The sequence below is a fragment of the Mesorhizobium sp. B2-8-9 genome, assembly GCF_006439475.1.
Lineage (GTDB): Bacteria > Pseudomonadota > Alphaproteobacteria > Rhizobiales > Rhizobiaceae > Mesorhizobium.
On record NZ_VFTQ01000016.1, the window covers coordinates 26,552 to 51,169 of the forward strand.

Annotated in this window: 20 protein-coding genes; 7 read left to right on the forward strand and 13 right to left on the reverse strand. The window is 64.3% G+C overall.

The window, feature by feature from the left end; genetic code table 11:
• Positions 1–3: 3 nt before the first annotated feature.
• Positions 4–1,281 carry a 5-aminolevulinate synthase gene (hemA, locus tag FJ423_RS19390; RefSeq protein WP_140844007.1) on the reverse strand — a complete coding sequence of 426 codons (1,278 nt, stop codon included), beginning with the start codon at positions 1,279–1,281 and terminating at the stop codon, positions 4–6.
• A gap of 278 nt (positions 1,282–1,559) precedes the next feature.
• Here hemA and galE point away from each other — a divergent pair, with 278 nt between their 5' ends.
• Positions 1,560–2,555 carry a UDP-glucose 4-epimerase GalE gene (galE, locus tag FJ423_RS19395; protein ID WP_095766183.1) on the forward strand — a complete coding sequence of 332 codons (996 nt, stop codon included), beginning with the start codon at positions 1,560–1,562 and terminating at the stop codon, positions 2,553–2,555.
• 102 nt (positions 2,556–2,657) lie between these two features.
• Positions 2,658–3,914 carry a D-amino acid dehydrogenase gene (locus FJ423_RS19400; protein WP_140844009.1) on the forward strand — a complete coding sequence of 419 codons (1,257 nt, stop codon included), beginning with the start codon at positions 2,658–2,660 and terminating at the stop codon, positions 3,912–3,914.
• A 206-nt stretch (positions 3,915–4,120) separates the two neighbouring features.
• Here FJ423_RS19400 and FJ423_RS19410 read toward each other — a convergent pair whose 3' ends face one another.
• From FJ423_RS19410 to FJ423_RS19440, 7 genes are all read right to left on the reverse strand, one after another.
• Positions 4,121–5,473, reverse strand: a complete 1,353-nt coding sequence (locus tag FJ423_RS19410; protein ID WP_140844011.1) for an FGGY-family carbohydrate kinase — start codon at positions 5,471–5,473, stop codon at positions 4,121–4,123.
• On the reverse strand, positions 5,470–5,784 hold the full coding sequence (gene rhaM / locus FJ423_RS19415; RefSeq protein ID WP_181174840.1) for an L-rhamnose mutarotase: 315 nt from the start codon (positions 5,782–5,784) through the stop codon (positions 5,470–5,472). Before rhaM ends, FJ423_RS19410 begins: the two co-directional genes overlap by 4 nt.
• Positions 5,784–6,785 carry an ABC transporter permease gene (locus FJ423_RS19420; protein WP_140844015.1) on the reverse strand — a complete coding sequence of 334 codons (1,002 nt, stop codon included), beginning with the start codon at positions 6,783–6,785 and terminating at the stop codon, positions 5,784–5,786. Before FJ423_RS19420 ends, rhaM begins: the two co-directional genes overlap by 1 nt.
• Positions 6,782–7,759, reverse strand: a complete 978-nt coding sequence (locus tag FJ423_RS19425; RefSeq protein ID WP_095765870.1) for an ABC transporter permease — start codon at positions 7,757–7,759, stop codon at positions 6,782–6,784. Before FJ423_RS19425 ends, FJ423_RS19420 begins: the two co-directional genes overlap by 4 nt.
• Entirely contained in the window at positions 7,756–9,297 is a 1,542-nt protein-coding gene (locus FJ423_RS19430) for a sugar ABC transporter ATP-binding protein (protein ID WP_095765869.1), read from the reverse strand. Before FJ423_RS19430 ends, FJ423_RS19425 begins: the two co-directional genes overlap by 4 nt.
• A gap of 185 nt (positions 9,298–9,482) precedes the next feature.
• Positions 9,483–10,478: a rhamnose ABC transporter substrate-binding protein gene (gene rhaS, locus FJ423_RS19435; RefSeq protein ID WP_095765868.1), complete on the reverse strand. Its 996-nt coding sequence runs from the start codon at positions 10,476–10,478 to the stop codon at positions 9,483–9,485.
• A 54-nt stretch (positions 10,479–10,532) separates the two neighbouring features.
• The gene (locus FJ423_RS19440; RefSeq protein ID WP_140844017.1) at positions 10,533–11,342 is read right to left on the reverse strand and encodes a DeoR/GlpR family DNA-binding transcription regulator; all 810 of its coding nucleotides are present in this window, start codon (positions 11,340–11,342) and stop codon (positions 10,533–10,535) included.
• 188 nt (positions 11,343–11,530) lie between these two features.
• Here FJ423_RS19440 and FJ423_RS19445 point away from each other — a divergent pair, with 188 nt between their 5' ends.
• The 3 genes from FJ423_RS19445 to ggt all read left to right on the forward strand — a co-directional run bounded on the left by FJ423_RS19445 (position 11,531) and on the right by ggt (position 17,042).
• The gene (locus tag FJ423_RS19445; RefSeq protein ID WP_140844019.1) at positions 11,531–13,633 is read left to right on the forward strand and encodes a bifunctional rhamnulose-1-phosphate aldolase/short-chain dehydrogenase; all 2,103 of its coding nucleotides are present in this window, start codon (positions 11,531–11,533) and stop codon (positions 13,631–13,633) included.
• A 52-nt stretch (positions 13,634–13,685) separates the two neighbouring features.
• Entirely contained in the window at positions 13,686–15,020 is a 1,335-nt protein-coding gene (gene rhaI, locus FJ423_RS19450) for an L-rhamnose catabolism isomerase (RefSeq protein WP_140844021.1), read from the forward strand.
• 285 nt (positions 15,021–15,305) lie between these two features.
• A complete protein-coding gene (ggt, locus tag FJ423_RS19460) occupies positions 15,306–17,042 on the forward strand; it encodes a gamma-glutamyltransferase (protein ID WP_140844025.1) in 1,737 nt (578 codons plus the stop codon).
• A gap of 4 nt (positions 17,043–17,046) precedes the next feature.
• Here the strand turns inward: ggt and FJ423_RS19465 are convergent, their stop codons facing one another.
• From FJ423_RS19465 to FJ423_RS19475, 3 genes are all read right to left on the reverse strand, one after another.
• Complete coding sequence (locus tag FJ423_RS19465) at positions 17,047–17,394, reverse strand: hypothetical protein (RefSeq protein WP_224608676.1); 348 nt, start codon at positions 17,392–17,394, stop codon at positions 17,047–17,049.
• A 203-nt stretch (positions 17,395–17,597) separates the two neighbouring features.
• Complete coding sequence (locus FJ423_RS19470; protein WP_140844027.1) at positions 17,598–18,953, reverse strand: sigma-54 dependent transcriptional regulator; 1,356 nt, start codon at positions 18,951–18,953, stop codon at positions 17,598–17,600.
• Positions 18,950–20,815, reverse strand: a complete 1,866-nt coding sequence (locus FJ423_RS19475) for a sensor histidine kinase (RefSeq protein WP_140844029.1) — start codon at positions 20,813–20,815, stop codon at positions 18,950–18,952. The genes FJ423_RS19470 and FJ423_RS19475 overlap by 4 nt, the downstream gene beginning before the upstream one ends.
• A gap of 237 nt (positions 20,816–21,052) precedes the next feature.
• Here FJ423_RS19475 and FJ423_RS19480 point away from each other — a divergent pair, with 237 nt between their 5' ends.
• Together FJ423_RS19480 and FJ423_RS19485 are read left to right on the forward strand one after the other, a co-directional pair.
• Positions 21,053–22,387, forward strand: a complete 1,335-nt coding sequence (locus tag FJ423_RS19480) for a dicarboxylate/amino acid:cation symporter (RefSeq protein WP_140844031.1) — start codon at positions 21,053–21,055, stop codon at positions 22,385–22,387.
• A 132-nt stretch (positions 22,388–22,519) separates the two neighbouring features.
• On the forward strand, positions 22,520–23,101 hold the full coding sequence (locus tag FJ423_RS19485; RefSeq protein WP_140844033.1) for a histidine phosphatase family protein: 582 nt from the start codon (positions 22,520–22,522) through the stop codon (positions 23,099–23,101).
• A gap of 261 nt (positions 23,102–23,362) precedes the next feature.
• On the opposite strand, the gene FJ423_RS19490 is transcribed toward FJ423_RS19485, so the two are convergent.
• Both FJ423_RS19490 and FJ423_RS19495 read right to left on the reverse strand, forming a co-directional pair.
• The gene (locus FJ423_RS19490; protein ID WP_224711996.1) at positions 23,363–24,106 is read right to left on the reverse strand and encodes a pseudouridine synthase; all 744 of its coding nucleotides are present in this window, start codon (positions 24,104–24,106) and stop codon (positions 23,363–23,365) included.
• A gap of 96 nt (positions 24,107–24,202) precedes the next feature.
• Entirely contained in the window at positions 24,203–24,616 is a 414-nt protein-coding gene (locus tag FJ423_RS19495; RefSeq protein ID WP_181174842.1) for a hypothetical protein, read from the reverse strand.
• Positions 24,617–24,618 lie beyond the last annotated feature (2 nt).

The window sequence follows — 24,618 nt, forward strand, 5'->3', positions numbered from 1 at the left end:
GCTTCAGCCGCCCGACTTCGGCACCAGCAGCGGAATGATCCGGTCGCTCTTGGCGACGGCGGGACGGCCGGAGCTGGCATAGGGAATGCCCAGCGCATCCCAGGTCTCGACCAGCGCGTCCTGCAGCTCGGCGATCAGCGCGTCCGAATGGAATGGCGTCGGCGTGATGCGCAGCCGCTCGGTGCCGCGCGGCACCGTCGGATAGTTGATCGGCTGGATGTAGACGCCGTGCACGCCAAGCAGCCGGTCGCTGGCCATCTTGCAAAGCTCGGGGTCGCCGACCAGCACCGGCACGATATGCGTGGCCGATTCCATCACCGGCAGCCCGGCCGCGGCAAGCACCTGCTTGGTTCTGGCCGCCTGGCGCTGCTGCGCGTCGCGCTCGGTCTGCGAGCGCTTGAGATGCCGGATCGAGGTGGTGGCGGCGGCGGCGATCGCCGGCGGCAACGCGGTGGTGAAGATGAAGCCCGGCGCATAGGAGCGCACCGCGTCGATGACGGCGCTGGTGCCGGCGATGTAGCCGCCAAGCGTGCCGAAGGCCTTGGCCAAAGTGCCCTCGATGATGTCGATGCGGTCGGCCAAGCCTTCGCGTTCGGTGATGCCACCGCCGCGCGGTCCGTACATGCCTACGGCATGGACCTCGTCGATATAGGTCATGGCGTTGTAGCGTTCGGCGAGCTCGACGATCTCTCTGATCGGCGCGATGTCGCCGTCCATCGAATAGACGCTTTCGAAGACGATCAGCTTGGCGCGCTCGCGCCCCGCGGCCTGCAAGAGGCTCTCCAGATGCGCGACGTCATTGTGGCGGAAGATCTTCTTCTCCGCGCCCGAGCGCCGCACGCCTTCGATCATCGAGGCATGGTTGAGCTCGTCCGAGATGATCAGGCAGTTGGGCAGGAGCCTGGCGATGGTCGAGATCGAGGCCTCGTTGGAGACGAAGCCGGAGGTGAAGACCAGCGCTGCCTCCTTGTCATGCAGATCGGCGAGCTCCTGCTCGAGCTCGACCAGGGGGTTGGAGGTGCCGGAAATGTTGCGGGTGCCGCCGGCGCCCGAGCCCATCTTGGCGGCCGCGTTCTGGAAGGCGGCAATCACGTCCTCGTTCTGGCCCATGCCGAGATAGTCGTTGGAGCACCATACAGTGATTTCCTGGGCGCGGCCGTTGGAACGCCAGATGGCGCGCGGGAACTTGCCCACGATGCGCTCCAGGTCGGCGAAAACGCGATAGCGACGCTCGGCGTGGAGCTGGTCGATCGCATCCTCGAAGAACCGCTGATAGTTCATGTCGACTTCCCAATTTTGGGCCGGATCATAATCACTGCCCCATGCCGCGTCCACCGCGCCCAACCGGTCAAAATGCCACGCCCGTGCCCTGTTCCTAACGATGCCGGATCGTGGCCTATTCCCTGCTGTTTGAAGCAACTTGGTTTCAGTACGATGCCTCGGGCGCGACGAACTGTTACGGACTTAACACATAGGGAGGCTAGTGGGCTTGCGGCGGGTTTTCCAGCGCGGTGGCTGTTGAGACAGTTTCCGACAAATCTTGATCAGCGAGGTAGATGATGACGGTTTTGGTGACAGGCGGTGCCGGTTATATCGGCAGCCACATGGTCTGGGAACTGCTGGACGCCGGCGAGAGCGTCGTGGTGCTCGACCGGCTTTCCACCGGTTTCGAATGGGCGGTCGCCCCGGAAGCAAGGCTCACCGTCGGCGATGTCGCCGATCGTGATCTGGTCGGCCGGATCATCCGCGACAACAAGGTCGACGCCATCATCCACTTCGCCGGCTCGATCGTGGTGCCGGAATCGGTCGCCGACCCGCTTGGCTATTACGAAAACAACACCTGCAAGACCCGCACGCTGATCGAAACGGCGGTGCGCGAGGGCGTGCCGCATTTCATCTTCTCCTCCACCGCCGCCGTCTATGGCGGCGCCGGGCTGGAACCGGTGCGCGAGGATGCTCGCCTTGCGCCGGAATCGCCTTACGGCCTTTCCAAGCTGATGAGCGAATGGATGCTGCGAGATGCAGCGTTGGCGCACGACATCCGCTATACGGCGCTACGCTATTTCAATGTCGCCGGCGCCGATCCGAAGGGCCGGACCGGACAATCGACGCCCGGTGCCACGCATCTGATCAAGGTCGCCTGCGAGACCGCGCTCGGCAAGCGGCCCTTCATGCAGGTCTTCGGCACCGATTATGCGACGCCGGACGGCACCTGCATGCGCGACTACATCCATGTCAGCGATCTCGCCGCCGCGCACCGGTTGGCGCTGCAGCGGCTGCGGGATGGCGGCGGCAGTCTCGTCGCCAATTGCGGCTACAGCCACGGCTATTCGGTGCTGGAGGTGATCGACAGCGTGCGCCGCGCCTTCGGCCATGACTTCGACGTGCGCATGGGGGACCGCCGGCCGGGCGACGCCGCAGCCGTGGTCGCCAATTCCGAGCTTGCCCGCAAGGAATTCGGCTGGACGCCGCAGCGCGACGATCTCGACCTGATCGTCAACGACGCGCTGGCCTGGGAACGGATCCTGACGACCAAGAACTCCGTTCGAAACTGATCTGTTGGGCCAAGGGCTCGCGGGGCGCCTATAGACGCGGTATTGAGCCTCATGCAGCGGCGGCGCGCGGGCCCGCCGCTGCATGATGCTTGAGGGAACGGCATGAAGGTCTTGGTTCTCGGCGCCGGCGTGGTTGGCACGGCGGCCGCCTATTATCTGGCAAGGGACGGTCACGAGGTGACGGTGATCGAGCGCCATGAAGCGGTGGCGCGCGGCACTAGCCAGTCGAATGCCGGTCTGGTCTCGCCGGGCGACGCCACCGCCTGGGCTTCGCCCGCGGCGCTGAAGACCTTCCTGCGCGCGCTCTGGAACCACGATCTCGGCATCAAGGTCAGGCTGCGCCTCGATCCCTATTTCTATGCCTGGAGCCTGCGCTTCCTGCGCGAATGCACGGTGACCCGGCTGCGCGCCAACACCAACATCAAGTTGAGGCTCGCGCTCCATTCTCGCGAGTGCATCAATCAATTGTCGGAGGAAACCGGCATCCATTATGACGAGCGCAAGAAGGGCATTCTCTACTTCTTTCGCTCGCAAAAGAGCCTGGACACCGGCACCGACAATTACCGCTATCTGGGCGAGCACGGCCTGCCGATCGAGATCGTCGACCGCGAGCGTCTGGTCGAGCTGGAGCCTGGTCTTGCCGGCGTGAAGGAAAAGATCTCCGGCGGCATCTATTCGCCGATCGACCAGACCGGCGATTCCAAGCAGTTCACCGACCGGCTCGCCGCCTATGCAGCCGAGAGGCTCGGCGTGAAGTTCCTGTTCGGCACGACGGTTGAGGGCTTTGACATTGAGGGAGATCGGGTGCGCGCGGTGATGACCTCGGCAGGACCGGTCACCGGCGATGCTGTCGTCATTTCCATGGGACCGGAAAGCGGCCTGCTCGGCCGCCGCTACGGTATCGACCTGCCGGTCTATCCGGTGAAGGGTTACACCGCGACCATCCCGCTCGAGGACGAGAGCAAGGGGCCGACCATGGGCGGCGCCGACGAGGACCGGCTGATCGGCTATTCCAGGCTCGGCAATCGCCTGCGCATGTCCTCGACGGCCGAATTCACCGGCTTCGACCGCAGCTTCAAGCCGGGCGATTTCCGGACCATCCTGGAAACCGGCAAGGATCTTTTTCCCGGCGCCCTCGACGAGAAGAAGGCCGTGCTCTGGGCCGGCCTGCGGCCGATGATGCCGAATTCGGTGCCGGTCATCGGCCGGGCGAAATACCGCAACCTCTATCTCGACACCGGCCACGGCCATGTCGGCTGGACCATGGCCTGCGGCTCGGGGCAGTTCCTGTCGGATGTCGTCGCCGGCCGCAAGCCGCAGATCGATCCGCGGGGACTGCTTTACGGGACGGCGCGCTGAAGGCTTTAATTGCCGAGGTCGGCGCTGCCCCTCATCCGCCTGCCGGCACCTTCTCCCCGTTGAACGGGGAGAAGAGAGCTGTGGCCATGCCGACACGCATTTCCGCGGCGTTGAAAATTGGCGAAATCGCCGGTGACGGCCTCTTTCTCCCCGTCACTATACGGGGAGAAATGCCCGGCAGGGCAATGAGGGGCAGAGCCAACCTGTCAAGTAGAGCGGCGCCAAGCCCGAGCATATCCGCCCCAGGACTGATCGGTCGGTGGTTCTGAGCGCTCACCCTTGCTCATCGCGATGACGCGATCTGAGGCTAACAAGGCCGCGCCGATGCTGGTCCCGGTCGAGGTCTCTGACGCAATGACCGGTCGCTCGGTAGCTGCCGCCAGCATTCTGATGAAAAGCGGGTTCTGCGCGAAAGGTCCCTCGACGGTCGTCGGTCCGTCGCCGCCGATCAATTCCAGGCAGGTCGCGGTCGTCAGCGCCAGATAGAACGAGATGGCGGCGAAGCGCTGACCGGCGCTTAAGTCCTCGGCATTGACCCACTGTGCGCCGCGATGCGGAAACGGCCCCGAACCCTGCTGAGTGGCAGGCAGGAGCAGCACCTGCCGCGCCAGAACGGCGGCAACATTGTCTTCGCTCCATTCCTGGCTTTGGCCGTCGGTCAGCAGCGAGAACTCGCGCCCACCCATGAAGCGCGCCGAAGGCACCGGATCGCCGAGCGCGTTGACATTGACCAGCGTGTCGCGCGCCGGGTCGAGCTCCACCTTCCTGCCGCCCACCGCCATCGACACCACCCATGTGCCGGTCGAGACGACGGAGAAGGGCGGTGCCTCGGACAAAAGGTGCGGCAGCAGCGAGGCGTTGGAATCGTGCAGCCCGCAGAACACGGGCGTCTGCGGATCGAGGCCGGTCTGCCGCGCCAACTCCGGCAGGATCGGGCCAAGCCGATCCTTTGCCGGTCGCACCGGCGCCATCAGCCGGCGCCAGCCCATCCTGTCGACCAGCGACGAGTAATCGGACGTCCAGGGATTCCAGAGATCGGTGTGACAGCCGAGCGAGCTCACCTCATTGGCGGCGACGCCGGTCAGCCGCAGCGCCCAATATTGCGGATACATCAGCATCGCGGCGGCCATAGCGAAGTCCGCCGGGAAACGTTTCTGCTGCCAGAAGAACTGCGCGCCGAGATTGAGGCCGATGGGCAACCGCGGCGTGCCGGTTTCGCCGAAAGGCGGGCGCACGGCGTCATAGTCGGCCGCAAGCTGACCGGGACCGTCGAATTCGTAATCGAGCACAGGCAGCACCAGTTCGCCTGAGCGGTCGACCAGCGCGCCGGTCGCGCCATGCGTGGTGATCGAGATCGCATCGATCTGCCGTTCGCGGTTGAGATCGGCGAGGCTGTTCAGGATGAGCGTCCACAGCGCCTCGACATCGTGATGCGGATAGGGCGCCTGCCGCACCGGCGCGTTGGCGAAGCGGCGCAGCGCAATCTCGCTCAGTGTCGCGAGATCGACCAGCGCCACCTTGGCGTTGGTCTTGCCAATATCGATGACGGCGACGATCATGCCATATGGAACACGGTTTCCAGCGGCGCCGCCACCGGCTCGTTGTCGGGTTTGGTCTCCATGACGTCGGCCATATACGCCCACCAGCGCTGCATCACCGGGTGCTTCGGAAGATCGGCCATGCCGTGGTCATCGCGGCGCCACAGCACCCCGAACAGGATGTTGGTCTCCTCGTCGAGATAGATCGAATAGTCGGAGATGCCGGCCTCTCTCAGCAGCGCGACCAGCTCGGGCCAGATCTCGTCATGCCGGCGCTTGTACTCGGCCTTCATGCCGGGATTGAGCTTCATCTTGAAGGCGTATTTCTCCATCAGGTGAAGCGCCCCTCGCGCAGCCGCCGCCAGACGATCGGCAGCGCAATGACGATGATCAGCAGCAGGCCGATGAAGATCGACATGACAATGCCGGGCACGTTGAGCAGTCCGAGGCCAAACGTCACCAGCCCCATGATGAAGGCGGCGAGCACGACGCCAAGTATGCTGCCGGCGCCGCCGAGGATCGAGACGCCGCCGAGCACCACCATGGTGATCGCCTCAAGCTCATAGCCCTGCGCGATCGACGGCCGCGTCGAGCCAAGCCGCGAGGTGATCAACACCGAGGCTATGCCCGACATCAGCCCGGTCAGGCAAAACAGGATGAATTTGATGCGGTCGACGCGCACGCCGGAGAACTGGCAGGCGACCGGGTTGTTGCCGATGGCGAAGACGCGGCGGCCGAAGCTCGTGCGGTGCAGCAGGAACCAGTAGATCAGCGCCGCGGCGAGGAACAGCGCCAGCTCGAACGAGAAGACCCACCAGACATAGCCCTGGCCGAAGAAGGCGAAGCTCTCCGGATAGCCTTTGTAGGCCTGGTCGCCGAGGATGATGAAGGCGATGCCGCGAAACAGGCTCATCGTGCCGATGGTGACTACGATGGAAGGCAGGCCGAGCCGGGTGACAAGCAGCCCGTTGCAGGCGCCGCAGCCGAGTCCCACGAGGACGCCGATTGCCACCAGCACCGGTGTTCCCGCGCCGGCCTGCACTGCCATGCCCATCATCGTCGAGGCTAAAGCCACGATCGCTGCGACCGACAGGTCGATCTCGCCCGAGATGATCAGCAGCGCCATGGCTAAAGCGATCAGGCCCTTTTCGGTGAAGTTGAAGGTCAGGTCCGACAGCGACCACGGATCGAGGAAGTAGGGCGAAGCAAAACTGTTCACCGCGAAGATGAGGACCGCGATGACGACGAGCAGCGCCTCCCAGGAGAAGATCGCCGAGGAGAGTGGCTTGTCCAACCGGTCGGGGATGTGGCGCGGGGCAGGGGTGTCGGTCATGCCGCTTCCGCCTTTCTCAGGATGATCCGGCCCTGCCGGCGCTCGCCGCGCGCGTTGAGCACCACGGCCAGGATGATGGCGCTTCCCGAAATCGCCATCTGCCAGAAAGGCGAGATGTTGATGACCGGCAGCGCGTTGGAGATGATGCCAAGGAACAGCGCACCCAGCACCGCGCCGCCGACCGAGCCGATGCCGCCGGCGATCGAGATGCCGCCGATCACGCAGGCGGCGATGATGTTGAGCTCATAGCCGTTGGCGACCTCGACTGAGGCGATGACGTAGCGCGAGATCCACAGATAGCCGGCGAGCCCGCCGATCATGCCGGAAATGCAGAACACGATGAATTTGGTGCGGCCGACATCGATGCCGGCATAGACCGAGGCGGTCGGGTTGACGCCGATGGCGTGAATCGAGCGGCCGATCTGCGTGCGCGTCATCACCAGAAAGAACAGCGCGATCACGATGATCGCGATCCAGGACAGCACCGGCAGGCCGAGGAAGGCGGCGCGCTGGAAATTGATGAAGTCCGAGCTCATCTGGTCGGCATTGACCCAGGCGCCGCCCGAGACGACGAAGGTGGCGCCTCGATAGATCGTCAGCGTGCCCAGCGTCACCACGATCGACGGGATGTTCAGCCGCCACACCAGGAAGCCGTTGATCGCGCCAAGCGCCAGTCCGATGGCAAGTGCGATCACGATCAGCACCGGGATCGGGATCGCCGGATGCGCGGCGTTGAGCATCGCCACCACCATGCCGGTGAAGCAGAGGTTGGACGCCATCGACAGGTCGATCGAGCGCGTCAGGATCACCACCATCTGACCCAGAGCCAGGATCATCAGGATCGAGGTGTCGTTGAAGACCTGACGCAGATTGGCGGGGACGGCGAAGCCGGGGAAGCGCGTCGAGATCAGGCCGATCAGCACGACGATGCCGGCAAGCAGCCAGATCTCGCGGTATTTGAGGAAGCTCTTCATGCCGCGATCCCCGCCGCCGTTCGAACCAGCGTCTCGGCGTCGAGCCCCTTGTTGTCGTAGGTCGCCGCGATGCGGCCTTCGCGCATGACCACGACGCGGTCGGACATGCCGAGGATTTCGGGCAGTTCCGACGAGACCATGATCACCGACAGGCCTTGCGCGACCAGTTCGGCCATGAAGCCGTGCACGGCGGCCTTGGAGCCGATGTCAATGCCCTTGGTCGGCTCGTCGAGGATGATCACCTTGGGCGCTGTGGCCAGCCATTTGGCGATAACGACTTTCTGCTGGTTGCCGCCGGAAAGCGTGCCGACATCCTGGCTCAGCGATGAGGCGCGCAGGTCGAGCCGCTCGGTGTAGGAGCGCGCGAGCGAGAACTCTTCCGCCAGCCTCAGCACGCCGGATTTCGAGGTGCGCGCCAGTGAAGGGAGAGAAACATTCTGGAAGATCGGCAGGCCGATCACCACGCCTTGCTTGCCGCGCTCTTCCGGCACGTAGACGATGCCGGCCTCGATCGAATCCGCCGCCGACTTCGGTGCGATCGTCTTGCCGTCCAGCGAAATCGCGCCCCGGCTGGTGCGGGTGATGCCGGCGATCGCCTGCATCACCTCGCTGCGCCCGGCGCCGACCAGCCCGTAGAAGCCGAGGATCTCGCCCTTGCGCAATTCGAAGCCGATGTCGTCGAATTCGGTCGGATGCGACAGGCCGGAGACGGACAGCACCGGCGCCCCGATCTTCGGCTCGCGCTGCGGAAAGATGTGGTCGACATTGCGGCCGACCATCATGCGCACGATCTCGTTCTGGCCGGTATCTTTCAGCAGGCCTTCGCCGACCATCTCGCCATCGCGGAAGACGGTGTAGCGGTCGGCGATGCGGTAGATCTCGTCGAACTTGTGGCTGATGAAGAGCACCGCCTTGCCTTCGCTCTTCAGGAATTCGATCAGCAGGAAAAGCTCCTCGATCTCCTTCATCGAAAGTGCCGCTGTAGGCTCGTCCATGATGACGATGCGCGCGTCGATCGACATGGCGCGTGCCACCGCCACCAGATGCTTATTGGCGATGCCGAGGTCCTTCAGCCGCGCGTCAGCGTCGATATGGCCGGCGCGCATCGTCTCCAACACCTCGCGGGCGTTCTTGCGCATGGTGCGCCAATCGATGGTGCCGAAGCGGGTGCGCGGCGCATGGCCGAGAAAAATGTTTTCGGCGACCGAAAGATCATCGAACAGCACTGTCTCCTGGTGGATGGCGGTGATGCCGTGGCCGAAGGCGGCATGCGCGCTGGGCAGCGTCGTGGTCAGGCCGTCGATGCCGATCTCGCCTGAATCGGGCTGGTAGATGCCGGTCATGATCTTGACCAGCGTCGACTTGCCGGCGCCGTTCTCGCCGATCAGCGCCGTCACCTGTCCGGGATAGAGCGACAGGCTGACATTGTGCAGCGCGCGCACGCCCGGGAAACTTTTCGAGATGCCTGAGAGCGTCAGGCGAGGAGCGGAGGCGGGGAGCCGCTCCTTTACCGTGCCGTCATGGGCCGTCGTGTCCATAGTCGTATCAAGCCCGGTCAATCTATTGCGTGTAGACTTCCCCTCACCCGACCTCCGCTTCGCTCGGTCGACCTCTCCCCGAGGGGAGAGGAGATTTCCGAGCTTGGCTCCAGGCTCTTCTCCCCACCGGGGAGAAGGTGGCCGCGAAGCGGCCGGATGAGGGGGGCAGCGCCATCAGTCCGAGATCAATAGATCTTGGAGAACTTCTCGATGTTGCTCTTGTCGAACTGGAAGGGCGGAGCCATGGCGGCCGAGTTGGTGTCGTCGAGCGTCACCTTGCCGACGCGGCCGATCGACAGCGTGGCGCCGGGCTTGGCTTCTTCCTTCTTCACCGCCAGGTCATGGGCGAGGTAGATCGCCGAATAGCCGAGGTCGATCGGGTTCCAGAGAGCGACAGCCTGCGAAGCGCCGTTATCGATGAACTTCTTGAACTCCGATGGCAGCGCGAGGCCGGTGACGTTGACCTTGCCGATCAGGTTCTCGTCGGTGACGACCTGCGCGGCGGCGACGACGCCCACCGTGGTCGGCGCGATGATCGCCTTGAGGTTCGGGTAGGACTTCAACAGGCCCTTGGCTTCATCCGTGCTCTTGGCCGAGTCGTCATCGCCATAGACAGTGGCGACCAGCTTGATCTTCGGGAACTTCTCCGGCAGCACCTTCTTGGCCGCTTCGATCCAGGCGTTCTGGTTGGTCGCGGTCGAGGAGGCCGACAGGATGGCGACATCGCCGCCTTCCGGCAGATAATCGGCGGCGAGCTTGATGATGGTCTCGCCGATCAGATTGGTGTCGGACGGGTTGAGGTGGAGCTGGCGGCCTTCCTTGGCGACGCCCGAGTCCCACGAGATCACGGTGATGCCGCGCTCCATCGCCTTCTTCAGCACCGGCACCAGCGCGTCTGCATCATTGGCTGAAACGGCGATCGCATTGACCTTCTGCGCGATCAGCGAATTGATCACCTCGATCTGGGCTTCGGCGGTAGCCTTGGTCGGACCGGTATAGATGACATCGACATCGCCCAGTTCCTTGGCCGCTTCCTCGGCGCCCTTGTTGGCGGCGTCGAAGAAGCCGTTGCCGAGCGACTTCACCACCAGCGCGATCTTGACGTTCTCGGCATAGGCGGCATTCACGAACATGGCGGCGGAAAAGGCCGCCGTAACCAGCAGTTTCTTCAAAAAGCTCATCGAATATCCTCCCTTGAGCGTTGCATTCCATCGCCGCTGCGGGCGCGAGTTTCCTCAGGCCTGCAGTGAAGATTCCTCCTTGTCGCTTGACTGTCCGCGGGCGACGATCAGCGCCACGCCCGCCGTTTCCAGCATCTTGGCCTCGCGGTCCTCGATGCCGTCGTCGGTGATCACGGTTGCGATGCGCGACAGCCCGCACAGGATCAGGCTGGAGCGCATGCGGAATTTCGAGGAATCGACCAGCACTACCAGCTCGTCGGCCTGATCGATCAATTTCTGCTCCGCCTGGATCAAGAGCGGATCGCCTTCCATCAGCCCGAGCGGCCCCAAACCTTGCGCGCCCATGAACATGCGCCGCGCATAGAAGTTGCGCGTCACGTCATTGTCGAAAGGCGACAGGATGATGTTCTGCTCGCGATAGATCGTGCCGCCCGACAGCATCACCGTGTTCTTCGAGTGCTTGAGCAGATGCTCGGCGATCGGGAAGGAGTTGGTGAAGATCGGCATGCGGCGTCCGGTCAGGAAATGCACCATCTGGAAGGTGGTGGTGCCGCCATTGATGATGATCGGTTCGCCGTCCGCGCAAAGGTTCACGGCTTCGCGGGCGATCGCCCGCTTTTGCGCGGCGTTCAGCGTCTCGTTGACCGAGAAGGGCCGGCCGGCAAGGCCGATGAACTGCGGCGGCGAGATCGCCTCGGCGCCGCCGCGCACCCGGCGCAGGCGCTTTTGTACATGCAGCGCCGCGATGTCGCGCCGGATCGTCGCCTCGGAGGAGTCCGTCAACTCGACCATCTCCTGCACCGTCACCACAGGCTTTTCCTGGACGGCGGACAGAATGATCCTGTGGCGCTCTTTCTCGTGCATGGTTCCTCCCTGCCCAAGCATCAGGCCTTAGAAAACGCGCAGTGTCAATCATTTCCGATCATATATTTTCATTGTGCAGTGCAATATGATCGATATTGATCGTTTGTGATTGACAAGCGCGGCGCTTGCGTAGACATTCCCGATCGAGAAATGAGGGGCGCGGCATCGCGCTCCAAGGGAGGATACCTATGCTCGACAAGCGCTCCGGCTCGCGCCTCGCCAATCTTTGGGACGATGCAAAGGCCGAAGGGATGAGCGGTCCTGAGCTCTTGGTCTATCGCTCGAACACGCTGGGATCCGACAAGCGCGTCACCAACTATGGCGGCGGCAACACCTCGTCCAAGGTCTGGCAGAAGGACCCGCTCACCGGTGAGGAGGTCGAGGTGCTGTGGGTCAAGGGCTCGGGCGGCGACAGCGCCTCGATCAAGCTTGACGGTTTTGCCACCCTCTACATGCAAAAGCTGCGGGCGCTGAAGGGCCTGTATCGCGGGGTCGAGCATGAGGACGAGATGGTGGCCTATCTGCCCCACTGCACCTTCAACCTCAATCCGCGCGCGGCTTCGATCGACACGCCGCTGCATGCCTTCGTGCCGAAGGCTTGCGTCGACCACATGCATCCCGACGCCATCATCGCGGTCGCCGCCGCTAAGGATTCCAAGGCGATCACCAAGGAGATATTCGGCGGCGCCATCGGCTGGCTGCCGTGGAAACGGCCGGGCTTCGAGCTCGGCCTGTGGCTGGAGAAATTCTGCCTCGAGAACCCTGATGCCAAGGGCGTCGTGCTGGAAAGCCATGGCCTGTTCACCTGGGGCGACACGCCCAAGGAGTGCTACGAGACGACGATCTCGGTGATCAACCAGGCGATCGACTGGTTCGAGCGCAAATCCGAGGGAAAGGCGATCTTCGGCGGCGAGGCGGTCCAGCCGCTCGACGCTTCCGCGCGCCGCGCCATCGCGGCCAAGCTGATGCCGCGGATCCGCGGCCTCATCTCCGAAAAGAGCCATAAGCTCGGCCATTTCGATGACCAGCCCGCCGTGCTCGAATTCGTCAATTCGAAAGACTTGCGGCCGCTGGCGGCGCTCGGCACCTCCTGCCCCGATCACTTCCTGCGCACCAAGATCCGGCCGCTGGTGATCGAGTTCGATCCGGCAAAGCCGGATGTCGATGCCGTCATCGCGCGCCTGGCCGACGACATCGCCGAATACCGCGTCGGCTATCAGGCCTACTATGACAGCTGCAAGCATCCGGACTCGCCCGCCATCCGCGATCCCAATGCCGTGGTCTATCTGATGCCGGGCGTCGGCATGTTCACCTTTGCCGGCGACAAGGCGACGGCGCGCATTTCCGGCGAGTTCTATGTCAACGCCATCAATGTCATGCGCGGCGCCTCGACGGTCTCGTCCTATGTCGGCCTGCCTGCCCAGGAAGCCTTCGACATCGAATACTGGCAGCTTGAGGAAGCCAAGCTCCAGCGCCTGCCGAAGCCGAAGGCGCTGGCCGGCCAGATCGCGCTGGTCACCGGCGGCGCCGGCGGCATCGGCCGCGCCACCGCCAACCGGCTGCTTCGCGAAGGCGCCTGCGTGGTGCTCGCCGATATCGACGATGCCGCTTTGGCCAGCGCCAATGAGGAACTGTCGAAGGCCTACGGCAAAGATTTCGTCCGTCCGGTGCGGATCGACGTGACTTCGGAAGATCAGGTAGCCTCAGGCTTTGCCGAAGCGTCGGTTGAATTCGGCGGCATCGACATCCTGGTTTCCAATGCCGGGCTAGCCTCCTCGGCGCCGATTGAGGAGACAACGCTGACCTTGTGGAACAAGAACATGGACATCCTGTCCACCGGCTACTTCCTCGTTTCGCGCGAGGCTTTCCGGCTGTTCCGCGCCCAGAAGATCGGCGGCAATGTGGTTTTCGTCGCCTCCAAGAACGGGCTCGCCGCCTCGCCGAACGCGTCCGCCTATTGCACGGCCAAGGCTGCCGAGATCCATCTGGCCCGCTGCCTCGCTCTGGAAGGGGCGGAGGCGCAGATCAGGGTCAATGTCGTCAATCCGGACGCCGTGCTGCGCGGCTCAAAAATCTGGACCGGCGAGTGGAAGGAACAGCGCGCCGCCGCCTACAAGATGTCGACCGACGACCTCGAGGAGCATTACCGCTCGCGCTCGATGCTGAAGCGGTCGGTCTTCCCGGAGGACATCGCCGAAGCGATCTATTTCTTCGCCTCCGGCATGTCGGCCAAGTCCACGGGGAACATCGTCAACGTCGACGCCGGCAACGCGCAGAGCTTTACGCGTTAGGCACGCGCTTCCCTTCTCCCCGTTCTAGGGGGAGAAGGTGCCCGAAGGGCGGATGAGGGGCAGCGCCAGCCGACGAATACTGGGAGGAAGTGCAGTGTCCGAAACGATCATCTCGACTGACGTCGTCGAAAAAAGCAACGCCGCGCGCCGGGCCGATCTCGAGCGCGACTACGCCGCGCTAGGCGAGCGCCTTGACCGGCGCGGCATCGCCATCGACGCCATCCGCGACAAGGTCGAGAAATTCGGCGTCGCGATCCCGTCCTGGGGCGTCGGCACCGGCGGCACGCGCTTTGCCCGCTTTCCCGGCGCCGGCGAGCCGCGCGATATCTTCGACAAGATCGAGGACTGCGCCGTCATCAGCCAGCTGACGCAGGCAACGCCCACCGTCTCGCTGCACATCCCGTGGGACAAGGCCGATCCGAACCGGTTGAAGCAGGCGGCGTCCCGCTTCGGCCTCGGCTTCGATGCCATGAATTCCAACGCCTTCTCCGATGCCAAGGACCAGAAGCTCTCCTACAAGTTCGGCTCGCTGTCGCATGCCGATGCCGGCACGCGCCGCCAAGCGGTCGAGCACAATCTTGAATGCATCGAGATCGGCAAGACGCTTGGATCGAAAGCGCTGACGGTGTGGATCGGCGACGGCTCCAACTTCCCCGGCCAGGTCAATTTCGCGAAGGCCTTCGAGCGCTATCTCGTCGCCATGCGCGAGATCTATGCCGGCCTGCCGGACGACTGGCGGCTGTTCACCGAGCACAAGATGTACGAGCCGGCTTTCTATTCGACCGTCGTGCAGGACTGGGGCACCAACTACATCATCGCCAAGGAGCTCGGCGACAAGGCCTTCTGCCTGGTCGATCTCGGCCATCATGCGCCGAACGTCAACATTGAGATGATCGTGTCGCGGCTGATCCAGTTCAAAAAGCTCGGCGGCTTCCACTTCAATGATTCCAAATATGGCGACGACGATCTCGACGCCGGCTCGATCGATCCGTACCGGCTGTTCCTTGTCTTCAATGAGCTGGTCGATGCCGAGCTCACCGGTGCCAAGGGCTTCGATCCCGCGCATATGCTCGACCAGAGCCACAACGTCACCGATCCGATCGAGAGTCTGATGCTGTCGGCGGTCGAAGTGCAGCGCGCCTATGCGCAGGCGCTGCTGGTCGACCGCAAGGCGCTGGAAGGTTTTCAGGATGCCAATGATGCTTTGATGGCGACGCAGACGCTCAAAGTCGCCTATCGCACAGATGTCGAGCCGATCCTCGCCATGGCACGGCTGAAGAAGGGCGGCGCCATCGATCCCGTGGCCGCCTATCGCGACGCCGGCTATCGGGCAAAGGTCGCCGCGGAGCGGCCGGCTGTTGCAGGCGGCGGCGGCGGGATTGTGTAGTCAACTTCCTGTCGATCCAACGGGCGACGGCAGCGCTTGAGCACCCCCCTCTGTCCTGCCGGACATCTCCCCCGCAAGGGGGGAGATCAGCAGTTCCGCCGACGGCGCTGTTCCTGCAACGTTGGTGATTGACGAAAGCGATGGCGACATCCGATCTCCCCCCTTGCGGGGGAGATGGCCGGCAGGCCAGAGGGGGGTGTGAAGGATTGCCAACCGTCACAATTGGCTGGACTCACCCACCTCAACGGTCTTTCCTAGGCGTCCCCCAACGCCAGGAGCACCGCCATGCCCTTGACCCGCCGGACGCTGATCGCCGTCAGCCTTTCGCTCACCTTTGCCTTCACGCCGACCACCGTCTTCGCCGCTTCGCCAACTCCCGCCAAAGGCGAGCACGGCATGGTGGTGACTGCCCAGCATCTTGCAACCGAAGTCGGTGTCGACGTGCTGAAGAAGGGCGGCAACGCGGTCGATGCCGCGGTTGCCGTCGGCTATGCGCTCGCCGTAGTCTATCCCAATGCTGGCAATATCGGCGGCGGCGGCTTTATGACCGTGCGCATGAAGGACGGCCGCACGACCTTTCTCGATTTCCGCGAGCGCGCGCCGCTCGCGGCGACCAAAACCATGTATCTCGACAAGGACGGCAAGCCGATCAAAGGCGCCAGCCTCGACGGCTATCTCGCGGTCGGGGTGCCCGGCTCGGTCGCCGGCTTCGAGATGGCGCGCGAGAAATACGGCACGCTGCCGCGACAGGAATTGATGGCGCCGGCGATTGCCTACGCCAAGGACGGCTTCGTGCTCAACCAGGGCGACGCCGCGTCATTCGCCGGCGGCGCCGAGCGGCTGGCGAAAGACCCGGCTGCCGCCGCCATCTTCCTCAAAAAAGACGGTAAGCCTTACGGTGTCGGCGAGAAGCTCGTTCAGCCGGACCTTGCCGCCTCCCTTTCGGCGATTTCGGAAAAAGGCCCGGACGCCTTCTACAAAGGGTCGATTGCCGATGAAATCGTCAAGGCGAGCGGCGCGAAAGGCGGCATCCTCGCCAAGCCTGATTTCGAGCAATATGCCGTGCGCGAGCTGAAGCCGGTGACCTGTTCCTATCGCGGCTACGAGATCATTTCCTCGCCGCCGCCGAGCTCGGGCGGCGTCATCATCTGCGAGATACTCAACGTGCTGGAGGGCTATCCGCTCTCCTATCTCGGCGCCGGCTCGGCCGAGACGGTTCACGTCATGGTGGAAGCCCTGCGCCACGCCTATGTCGACCGCAACTCGGCGCTCGGCGACCCTGATTTCGTCGACAATCCGGTCTCGAAGCTGGTCGACAAGGCCTATGCGAAAGACATCCGCGACAAGATCGACCCGTTCCGCGCCGGCGTCTCGAAGGAGCTGATGCCGAAGGGCTTCGGCGAGTCGAAGGAAACCACGCATTACTCGATCATCGACAAGGACGGCAACGCGGTGGCCGTCACCTACACGCTGAACGGCTCCTTCGGCGCCGGCGTCGTCGTCGACGGCACCGGCATCCTGCTCAACAACGAGATGGACGATTTCACCCAGAAGCCGGGCGTGCCGAACCTCTACGGCCTGGTGCAGGGCGACGCGAACGCCATTCAGCCGAAGAAGACGCCCTTATCCTCCATGAGCCCGACGATCGTCACGAAGGACGGCAAGCCGTTCATGGTCATCGGCAGTCCGGGCGGCTCGCGCATTATCACCATCACGCTGGAGGCGATCATCAACGTCATCGACCACGGCATGGACATCCAGCAGGCGATCGACGCTCCGCGTATCCACCATCAATGGCTGCCGGACACGGTCTATGTCGAGCCATTCGGGCTGTCGCCGGACACGGAGAAGCTGCTTGCCGGCATGGGCTACCACCTCGATCTCAGCGACCAAACCTGGGGGCAGGCGGCTGGCATCCTGGTCGGTGGCAAGAGCCTGGCACAGATCGAGAAAGGCGGCGGCGCGCGCTACAACGGCGCCATCGACAGCCGCGCTGCCGCCGGTGAGGCTTTGGGATATTAATTGATCAGGTCACCAGCGTGATGGTCGAGGCGATCAGCATCACGGCGGCGATGGCGACGAAGAGGGCATAGATGCGCGGCCGGTCGAGCAGCAGCGCATTGCCCGAGATCCAGGCCGCCGTGGCGCCGCCAAGCGCGAACAGGAAGCCGTTGCGGTGGCCGAAGGACATGGACGCAGCCATCAGGCCGCCGATGATCAGCGCGCCGAAGACGATGATGACGGCGACCGCGTATTTCTCGAAATCATTGCCGCCACCCATAGCCGGCCCCATCGCATTGAGATTGGGCAGGTCGTCAGGGTCGAAGGGACTGGTCGAGCCATATTCGTCTTGGCCGAGGGATTCGCGCATCATTCGTTCTCCGCTGGGCGGCAACAAACCATCAACGCCTGCCGAGCGCAACCCGGCAAAACCGCCACGGCGATGCATTCGCTGCCCGGCTGATGCCGACGTGCCACGGTTTCCCGGTCGGTTTCAACGGCGCAGCGGCGTTGCGGTTCCCACAGCATGATGCCGAAAGATGCGAAGGGGTTTTCCGACGATATCAGCTCCCTGATCTACCTGGAAAAATCACTGCGCACGATGCCGTGCCGCTGCAGCTTGTCGTAGAAGGTCTTGCGCGGGATGCCGAGCGCCTCGATGGTGCGCCGGACGTCGCCGTCATTGCGGCCAAGTGTCTCGCGTATGATCTCGGCCTCGTAGCGATCAAGCCGTTCCGGCAAGGACACGGAGGTGTCGCGTTCCGTTGCCGCCGGAGAAGGCGATCGGGCAACGTCCTCGAGCCCGAGCACGAAACGTTCGGCGAAATGAGCGAGCTCGCGCACATTGCCCGGCCAGTCATGGTCGCTGAGATGGCGCCGGACCGAGGCGGAGATTGCCGGCACGGCGCGCCTGAAGCGGGCCGCCGCCCGCTCGGCGAAGTATCCGAACAACAACGGCACGTCGTCCCTTCGCTCGCGCAGCGGCGGGATCGACAGCGTGACCACATTGAGCCGGTAATAGAGATCCTCGCGGAAAGCGCCGCGCTGGCTGGCATCGCCGAGATCGACCTTGGCTGCCGCGACCACCCTCAGGTCGACCGGCCGCACCTCATTGGTGCCGAGCGGCGTCACCTCGCGCATTTCCAAGACGCGCAGCATCTGCACCTGTGTCGAGGCCGGCATGCTTTCGATCTCGTCGAGAAACAGCGTGCCGCCGCTTGAATGCTCGATGCGGCCGACGCGCTTCTTCTGCGCACCGGTGAAGGCGCCGGCCTCATGGCCGAACAATTCGCTCTCGATCACCGTCTCCGGTAGCGTGCCGCAGTTGAGCGCGACGAAATTTCCCTTGGCGCGGCGGCTCCAGCGGTGCAGCAGGCTCGCCACCACTTCCTTGCCGGAGCCGGTCTCGCCGGTCACCAGAACATCGACATCGGTGTCGGCGATCTGCCGCAGCGTCCGGCGCAGCCGCTCCATGGCTGGCGTCTGGCCGATCAGCGGCAATCCCTCCTGCGCCTGCTCGGCCGCCTCGCGCAGGGCGCGGTTCTCCATCACCAGCCGGCGTTTTTCCGCCGCGCGCGCAACGCTCTGCGCCAGCCGGTCGGCGGCAAAAGGCTTGGTGATGAAGTCGTAGGCGCCGTCCTTGATCGCCTTGACGGCCATGGCGATGTCGCCGTGACCGGTGACCAGGATGACAGGGATATCGGGGTCGAGCCGCAGCACGCGGTCGAAAAGCTGCAGCCCGTCGATCTCCGGCATGCGGATATCCGACACCACCACGCCGGCGAAATTCCTGTCGAGCGCTGCCAGCGCTTTCTTCGCCACCGAGTAGGCCGACACCGCAAAGCCGGCAAGCTCCAGCGTCTGTCTTGTCGCCTTGAGCAGATCGCTGTCGTCGTCGATCAGGATCACCGGTGCTGGGTCGTGCCTAGTCATGCCGCGCCGGCTTTCGACAAATGGATGGTGAAGCGTGTGCCTTGGCCGCTGCTCGAAACCTCGATGCGTCCGCCATAGTCGGCGACGATGTCCTTGGAGATAACGAGGCCGAGCCCGAGGCCCCTTTCCTTCGAGGTGTTGAAGGGCGTGAACAGGGATTTCAGGATCGCGGGCGGGATTCCCGGCCCGTTGTCGGACACGACCAGCGCCACGTGTTCGGCGGTTTCGGTGGCGGAGACTTCGACCCGCGCGCCATCACGGCCATCGAGCGCCTCCAGCGCGTTCTGGAACAGGTTGATCAGCACCTGCTCCAGCCGCAACCGGTTGCCCATCACCTTCAGCGCCGGCGGCGGCAGCGTGATCGCCAGCGCGTCCAGCCGGCCGGCGAAGCGGCTCCTGAGCAGCACCACGGCGCCTTCGATCACGCTGCGCAGCTCAACCGGTTCGGCGGCGGTGCGGCCCTTGCGGGCAAAGGCTTTCAGCTCTTCTGTGATCGAGCCGATGCGCTCGGTCAGCGCCGCGATGGCGCCAAGGTTCTCTTCAGCCGAGGCGCTCTGCTTGCGCTCCAGGAAGACGCGCGCATTGTCGGCATAGGCGCGGATCGTCGCCACCGGCTGGTTGATTTCATGCGCGACGCCGGCAGCGACCTGGCCAAGCGTGGCAAGCCGGTTGGCCTGCACCAGCTCCTGCTGCATGACCTGCAGCTTGGCCTCGGTGCTGCGATGGTCGGTGATCTCCGCCTGCAGCCGGTCGCGCGCCAGGCTGAGGTCCTGCGTGCGCTCGACGACGCGGCGCTCGAGCTCGGCCCGCGCGGCCTGCTCGGCGGCGATCCGCATCTGCGCGGACTGCCTGCGCCACAACAGATAGGCGGCTAATGCGAGGAGCGGGACAAGAACGCCCAGTGTCAGCAGCCGCATCTCGCGCTGCGCCGCCGCTATCGGCGCTTCGGCCGGAACGAGATAGTCGAGCCGCCACGGCGTCGACGGCACCGCGGTCGACAGCCGCAGATACTCGGCGTCGCTGCCCCCGGGCGTGATGGCATGGACCAGGGCGACGTCGGAGCTGAGCGGTTGTGGATTTGTGACCGGCAACGGCACCAGCGGCGCATCGCCGAATTGCTGGCTGGCGCGGATACCGGCGAGCATCGGCCGGCTGAGCGGCTCTGTCGTCAGGAAGCGCCAGGAGGGTACACTGGTGATCAGCACCACGCCATGTTCGTCGCTGACATAGGCCGGGCGGTTGGCCTCGTGCCAGTCGGCCTCGAGTTGGTCGAACTCCATCTTGACCACGACGACGCCGAGCGGCCCCGAAGCGCCGTCGACACGGCGCGAGATGTAGAGACCCGGACGTTTGCTGACGTTGCCGAGCGCGAAATACTCAGCCGTGCCGGTTTCCATAGCGCCCGAGAAATAGGCCCGAAAACCATAGTCATTGCCGACGAAGCTCACCGGCTCGCGCCAATTGCTGGAAGCGATCGCCAAGCCGTCCGTGCCGGTGACATAGAGCACCGAGGCCTTGGTGCCGGACACCAGCCCTTCGAGCTTGCGGTTGAGCACATCGATCGCGGCAGGGCTGCGTTGCGTCAGCGCGTCATGCACCTGCTGGTCCTCCGACAGAAGCAGCGGCAGCGCGCGCGGATTTTCCAATACAGCGCGCAACAACGCGACCTTGAGGTTGGCGTCGGTGCGCCCTTGCGTGGCTAAAGCCCCGATCTCGGTCGAACGGCCGTAGAGGCCGGCGCCGTAAAGCGCCGCGAGCACGATCAGCAGCGCCACCGCCGCGAACAGCAGCCAGGCGCGACGCGCCCGCCCGGCAAGCAGTTCGGGCGTGGCAGCAAGAACAGCGGCAGGGCGTTGCAGCATGCCGCATCTGTGCATGATTTCGCACAAAGCGCAAATCGATCTATGCGGATAACCGCACGAGCCTTCTCCAAAGGCGCTGTCACAGAATCGAAAAATCAAACAAAATCAACAAAGAGAGACACCCGGCACCATCTGGCACGCGCGTTGCAGATGCTTCCGCAGCAGCCGCGAGGCTGTGGAGGTCAACAGCTCCCTGGGAGGTCGAACGTTTCGATGGGGGGCCGAACGGAGGATATCATGCAGACAGCAATCGCTGCCGCCGAACCGCGCGGCAAGGTTCCCTTTTACCGGCATCTCTATGTCCAGGTCCTGGTGGCGATCGCCGCCGGCATCCTGCTTGGCCATTTCTATCCCGACCTGGGCGCTTCGCTGAAGCCGCTCGGCGACGCCTTCATCAAGCTGGTCAAGATGGTCATCGCGCCGGTGATCTTCCTCACCGTGGCGACCGGCATCGCCGGCGTTTCCGACCTGCACAAGGTCGGTCGCGTCGCCGGCAAGGCGATGATCTATTTCCTCGTCTTCTCGACTCTGGCGCTCGTCGTCGGCCTCGTCGTCTCCAACGTCGTCCAACCCGGCGCCGGCATGCACATCAATCCGGCCACGCTCGACGCCTCGAAGGTCTCGACCTTCACCGAGAAGGCGCATGACACGACCATTGTCGGCTTCCTGATGAACATCATCCCCGACACCATCACCGGCGCCTTTGCGCAGGGCGACATCCTGCAGGTGCTGTTCTTCTCGGTGCTGTTCGGCATCGCCCTGGCGCTGGTCGGCGAACGCGGCCGCCCGGTCGTCGATTTCCTCCAGGCGTTGACCGCGCCGGTCTTCCGCCTCGTCGCCATCTTGATGAAGGCCGCTCCCATCGGCGCCTTCGGCGCCATGGCCTTCACCGTGGGCAAATACGGCATAGGCGCGATCGCCAACCTCGCCTTCCTGATCGGCACCTTCTATCTGACGTCGCTGCTCTTCGTGCTCGTAGTGCTGGGTGCCGTCGCATGGTACAACGGCTTTTCCATCCTGGCGCTGATCCGCTACATCAAGGAAGAGCTGCTCCTGGTGCTCGGCACCTCGTCGTCGGAAGCGGCACTTCCCGGCCTGATGGCCAAGATGGAGCGCGCCGGCTGCAACCGCTCGGTGGTCGGTCTTGTCATCCCGACAGGCTATTCCTTCAACCTTGACGGCACCAATATCTATATGACGCTTGCCGCGCTGTTCATCGCCCAGGCGACCGACACGCCGCTCACCTTCGGCGACCAGATCCTGCTTTTGCTCGTCGCGATGCTGAGCTCGAAGGGCGCGGCCGGCATCACCGGCGCCGGCTTCATCACGCTGGCCGCCACGCTCTCGGTCGTGCCCTCGGTGCCGGTCGCCGGCATGGCGTTGATCCTCGGCGTCGACCGCTTCATGTCGGAATGCCGCGCGCTCACCAACTTTGTCGGCAACGCGGTCGCGACCATCGTCGTGGCCCGCTGGGAAGGCGAGCTCGACCAGAAGCAATTCGCCGCCGCCATGGCCGGCCAGTTGCCGGAGGAGGCAGACCTTGCGCTCTCGGGCGGCCTGCAGCCTGCCTAGCCAACCAGCATCCTCCCGATGCCGAACAGGCCGCGGCGATCGCCGCGGCCTGTTCTTTTTGTCGGCTGCCGCATAGGGTGGCGCGGCGCGGCACTCCTGCCGGTGCATTCCCGTTGCATTCAAGGGCGGTCGATGAGCAGTGCGTTTCCCGAGATCTATGTCGTTCGCCATGGCGAGACGGAGTGGAGCGCATCGGGCAGGCACACCGGGCGCACCGATATCCCGCTGACGGCGAAAGGCGAAGAGGCCGCGCGCGGCGTCGCCTATCGGCTCAAGGGCCCGACGTTCCAGGCGGTCTGGTCGAGCCCCTCGCAACGCGCTTTCGACACCTGCCGGCTCGCTGGCTTCGGCGAGCGCGCGGTCAAGAAATCCGACCTGCAGGAATGGGACTACGGCGCTTATGAAGGCGTGACGACCAAGGAGATCCTGTCCAAGCGACCCGGCTGGCAATTGTTTCGCGACGGCTGTCCGGGCGGCGAGACGGCGGCCGATGTCGGTGCCCGCGCGGACGCCATCATCGCCGGGCTGCGAGCGGTTGCCGGCAATGTGCTCATCTTCTCCAGCTCGCATTTCCTGCGTGTCTTGGCAGCACGCTGGGTCGGCCTGCCGCCGGAAGGCGGCGAGCACTTCGTGCTCGATACCGCCAGCCTCAGCATCCTGGGCTATGAGCACGATCTGACCGAGCCGGTCATCCGGCGGTGGAACCAGAAGTAGCCGCAGCTCGATAGCAGCTCAGGCGTCTCTGGAGATTAGGCGAAACCCTTCAGCCCTCGTCATTTAGGGCGGAGCAAGGAGCGAAGCGACGCGGCGCAGACCCTAGAATCATTCCGTTACCAATGAGCGTTGCCGCGGTGCAGAGCGACCCCTGTCTTGCGCCGCCTTTACCCTTTGCGCCAGGTCACGGAATGGATCCTCGGGTCTGCGCGTCCGCTTCGCTCCCGCTCCGCCCGTGGATGACGAAGCTGAGGCGTTTCGCTAGACTCTGACCATCGCCAGCTCCTCGGCCGTCAAATGCCGAGCCTTGCCCTTGGCCAGTTCGCCAAGCTGCAGCCGCCCGATCGCCACCCTGACCAGCCTCAGCACCTCAATGTCGAAAGCGGCGAGTAGCCTGCGGATGTGCCGGTTGCGTCCCTCGTCAAGCACGATCTCCAGCCAGGCTGTCCGCCCGCCGCTGCGCAACAGCGCGATCGAGCTTGCGGCGAGCAACTCGCCGTCGACGACGGCGCCCTGACGAAAACGCTCCAGCATTTCTTTGTCGGGCGCGGCCGCGATCTGCACGTGATAGGTCTTGGCGACATGCGAGACGGGGTCGAGCAGGCCGTTCGCCCAGCGCGTGTCGTTGCTCAGCAAAAGCAGCCCTTCGCTCGCCTTGTCGAGGCGGCCCACGGGCGACACGAACGGCAGGTCAAGCCCTCCCAGGCAGTCATAGACGGTTCCGCGGCCCTCCGGATCGTCGCGGGTGGTGACCAGCCCGCGCGGTTTGTTGAGCATCAGATAGACCTTGCGCTCGGCAATGACGCGCTCGCCGTCGACGGTGATGCGGTCGCGGTCGGGATCGATGCGCAGCAAGGCATCGCGCACTGTCTTTCCGTTGACCTGCACGCGGCCCTCGACGACGAGACGCTCGGCCTGCGTGCGCGAGCAGAAGCCAAGCTTGGAGAGCGCTCGGGCGAGACTGACTTTGGCGACGATGGATCGTCTGTCGGGTTGGCGTGCCACTATCTCTGTCTTCGAACGTCTCAAAAACGCGCAACTGATGCCACGCCTGGCGAGATGGGCGCAAGCGGCTGTGTTACCCGGTTCAGATCGCCAATTTCACTCCTGCGGCGCGCTCAGCCGCCGATAGGAGACGCCGTCGAATGTTGCCGTCACGAAGTTGCTGACCGACATCTTGCGCTTGCGCCCGTCGCTGCAGGCATAGAGCGGCCAGCCGGCGTCGCTGCATTCGATGGCCATGCAGATGCGGGCCACGCAGTTGCCTGTGGTCAGCCGGAAACCGCCCTTGCCGGCAAAGCCCTGCAGCAGGCTGCCATCCGAGGAACGCCATGTCCGCTGCTGGAATTCCGGCCGCAGCAGCCGAGGCTCGAGCGGCGCGGCTAAACCGGTTTGGGCCGCGGGGCCCGAATATTGAAGCCGGTAACGCGCCATGCCGGTCGTGTATGCGGTGATAAGATCGGATTGGCCCGAATAGGCCGCCGCGAGGCCGGGTCGGTCGAAAAGATGGGACACGC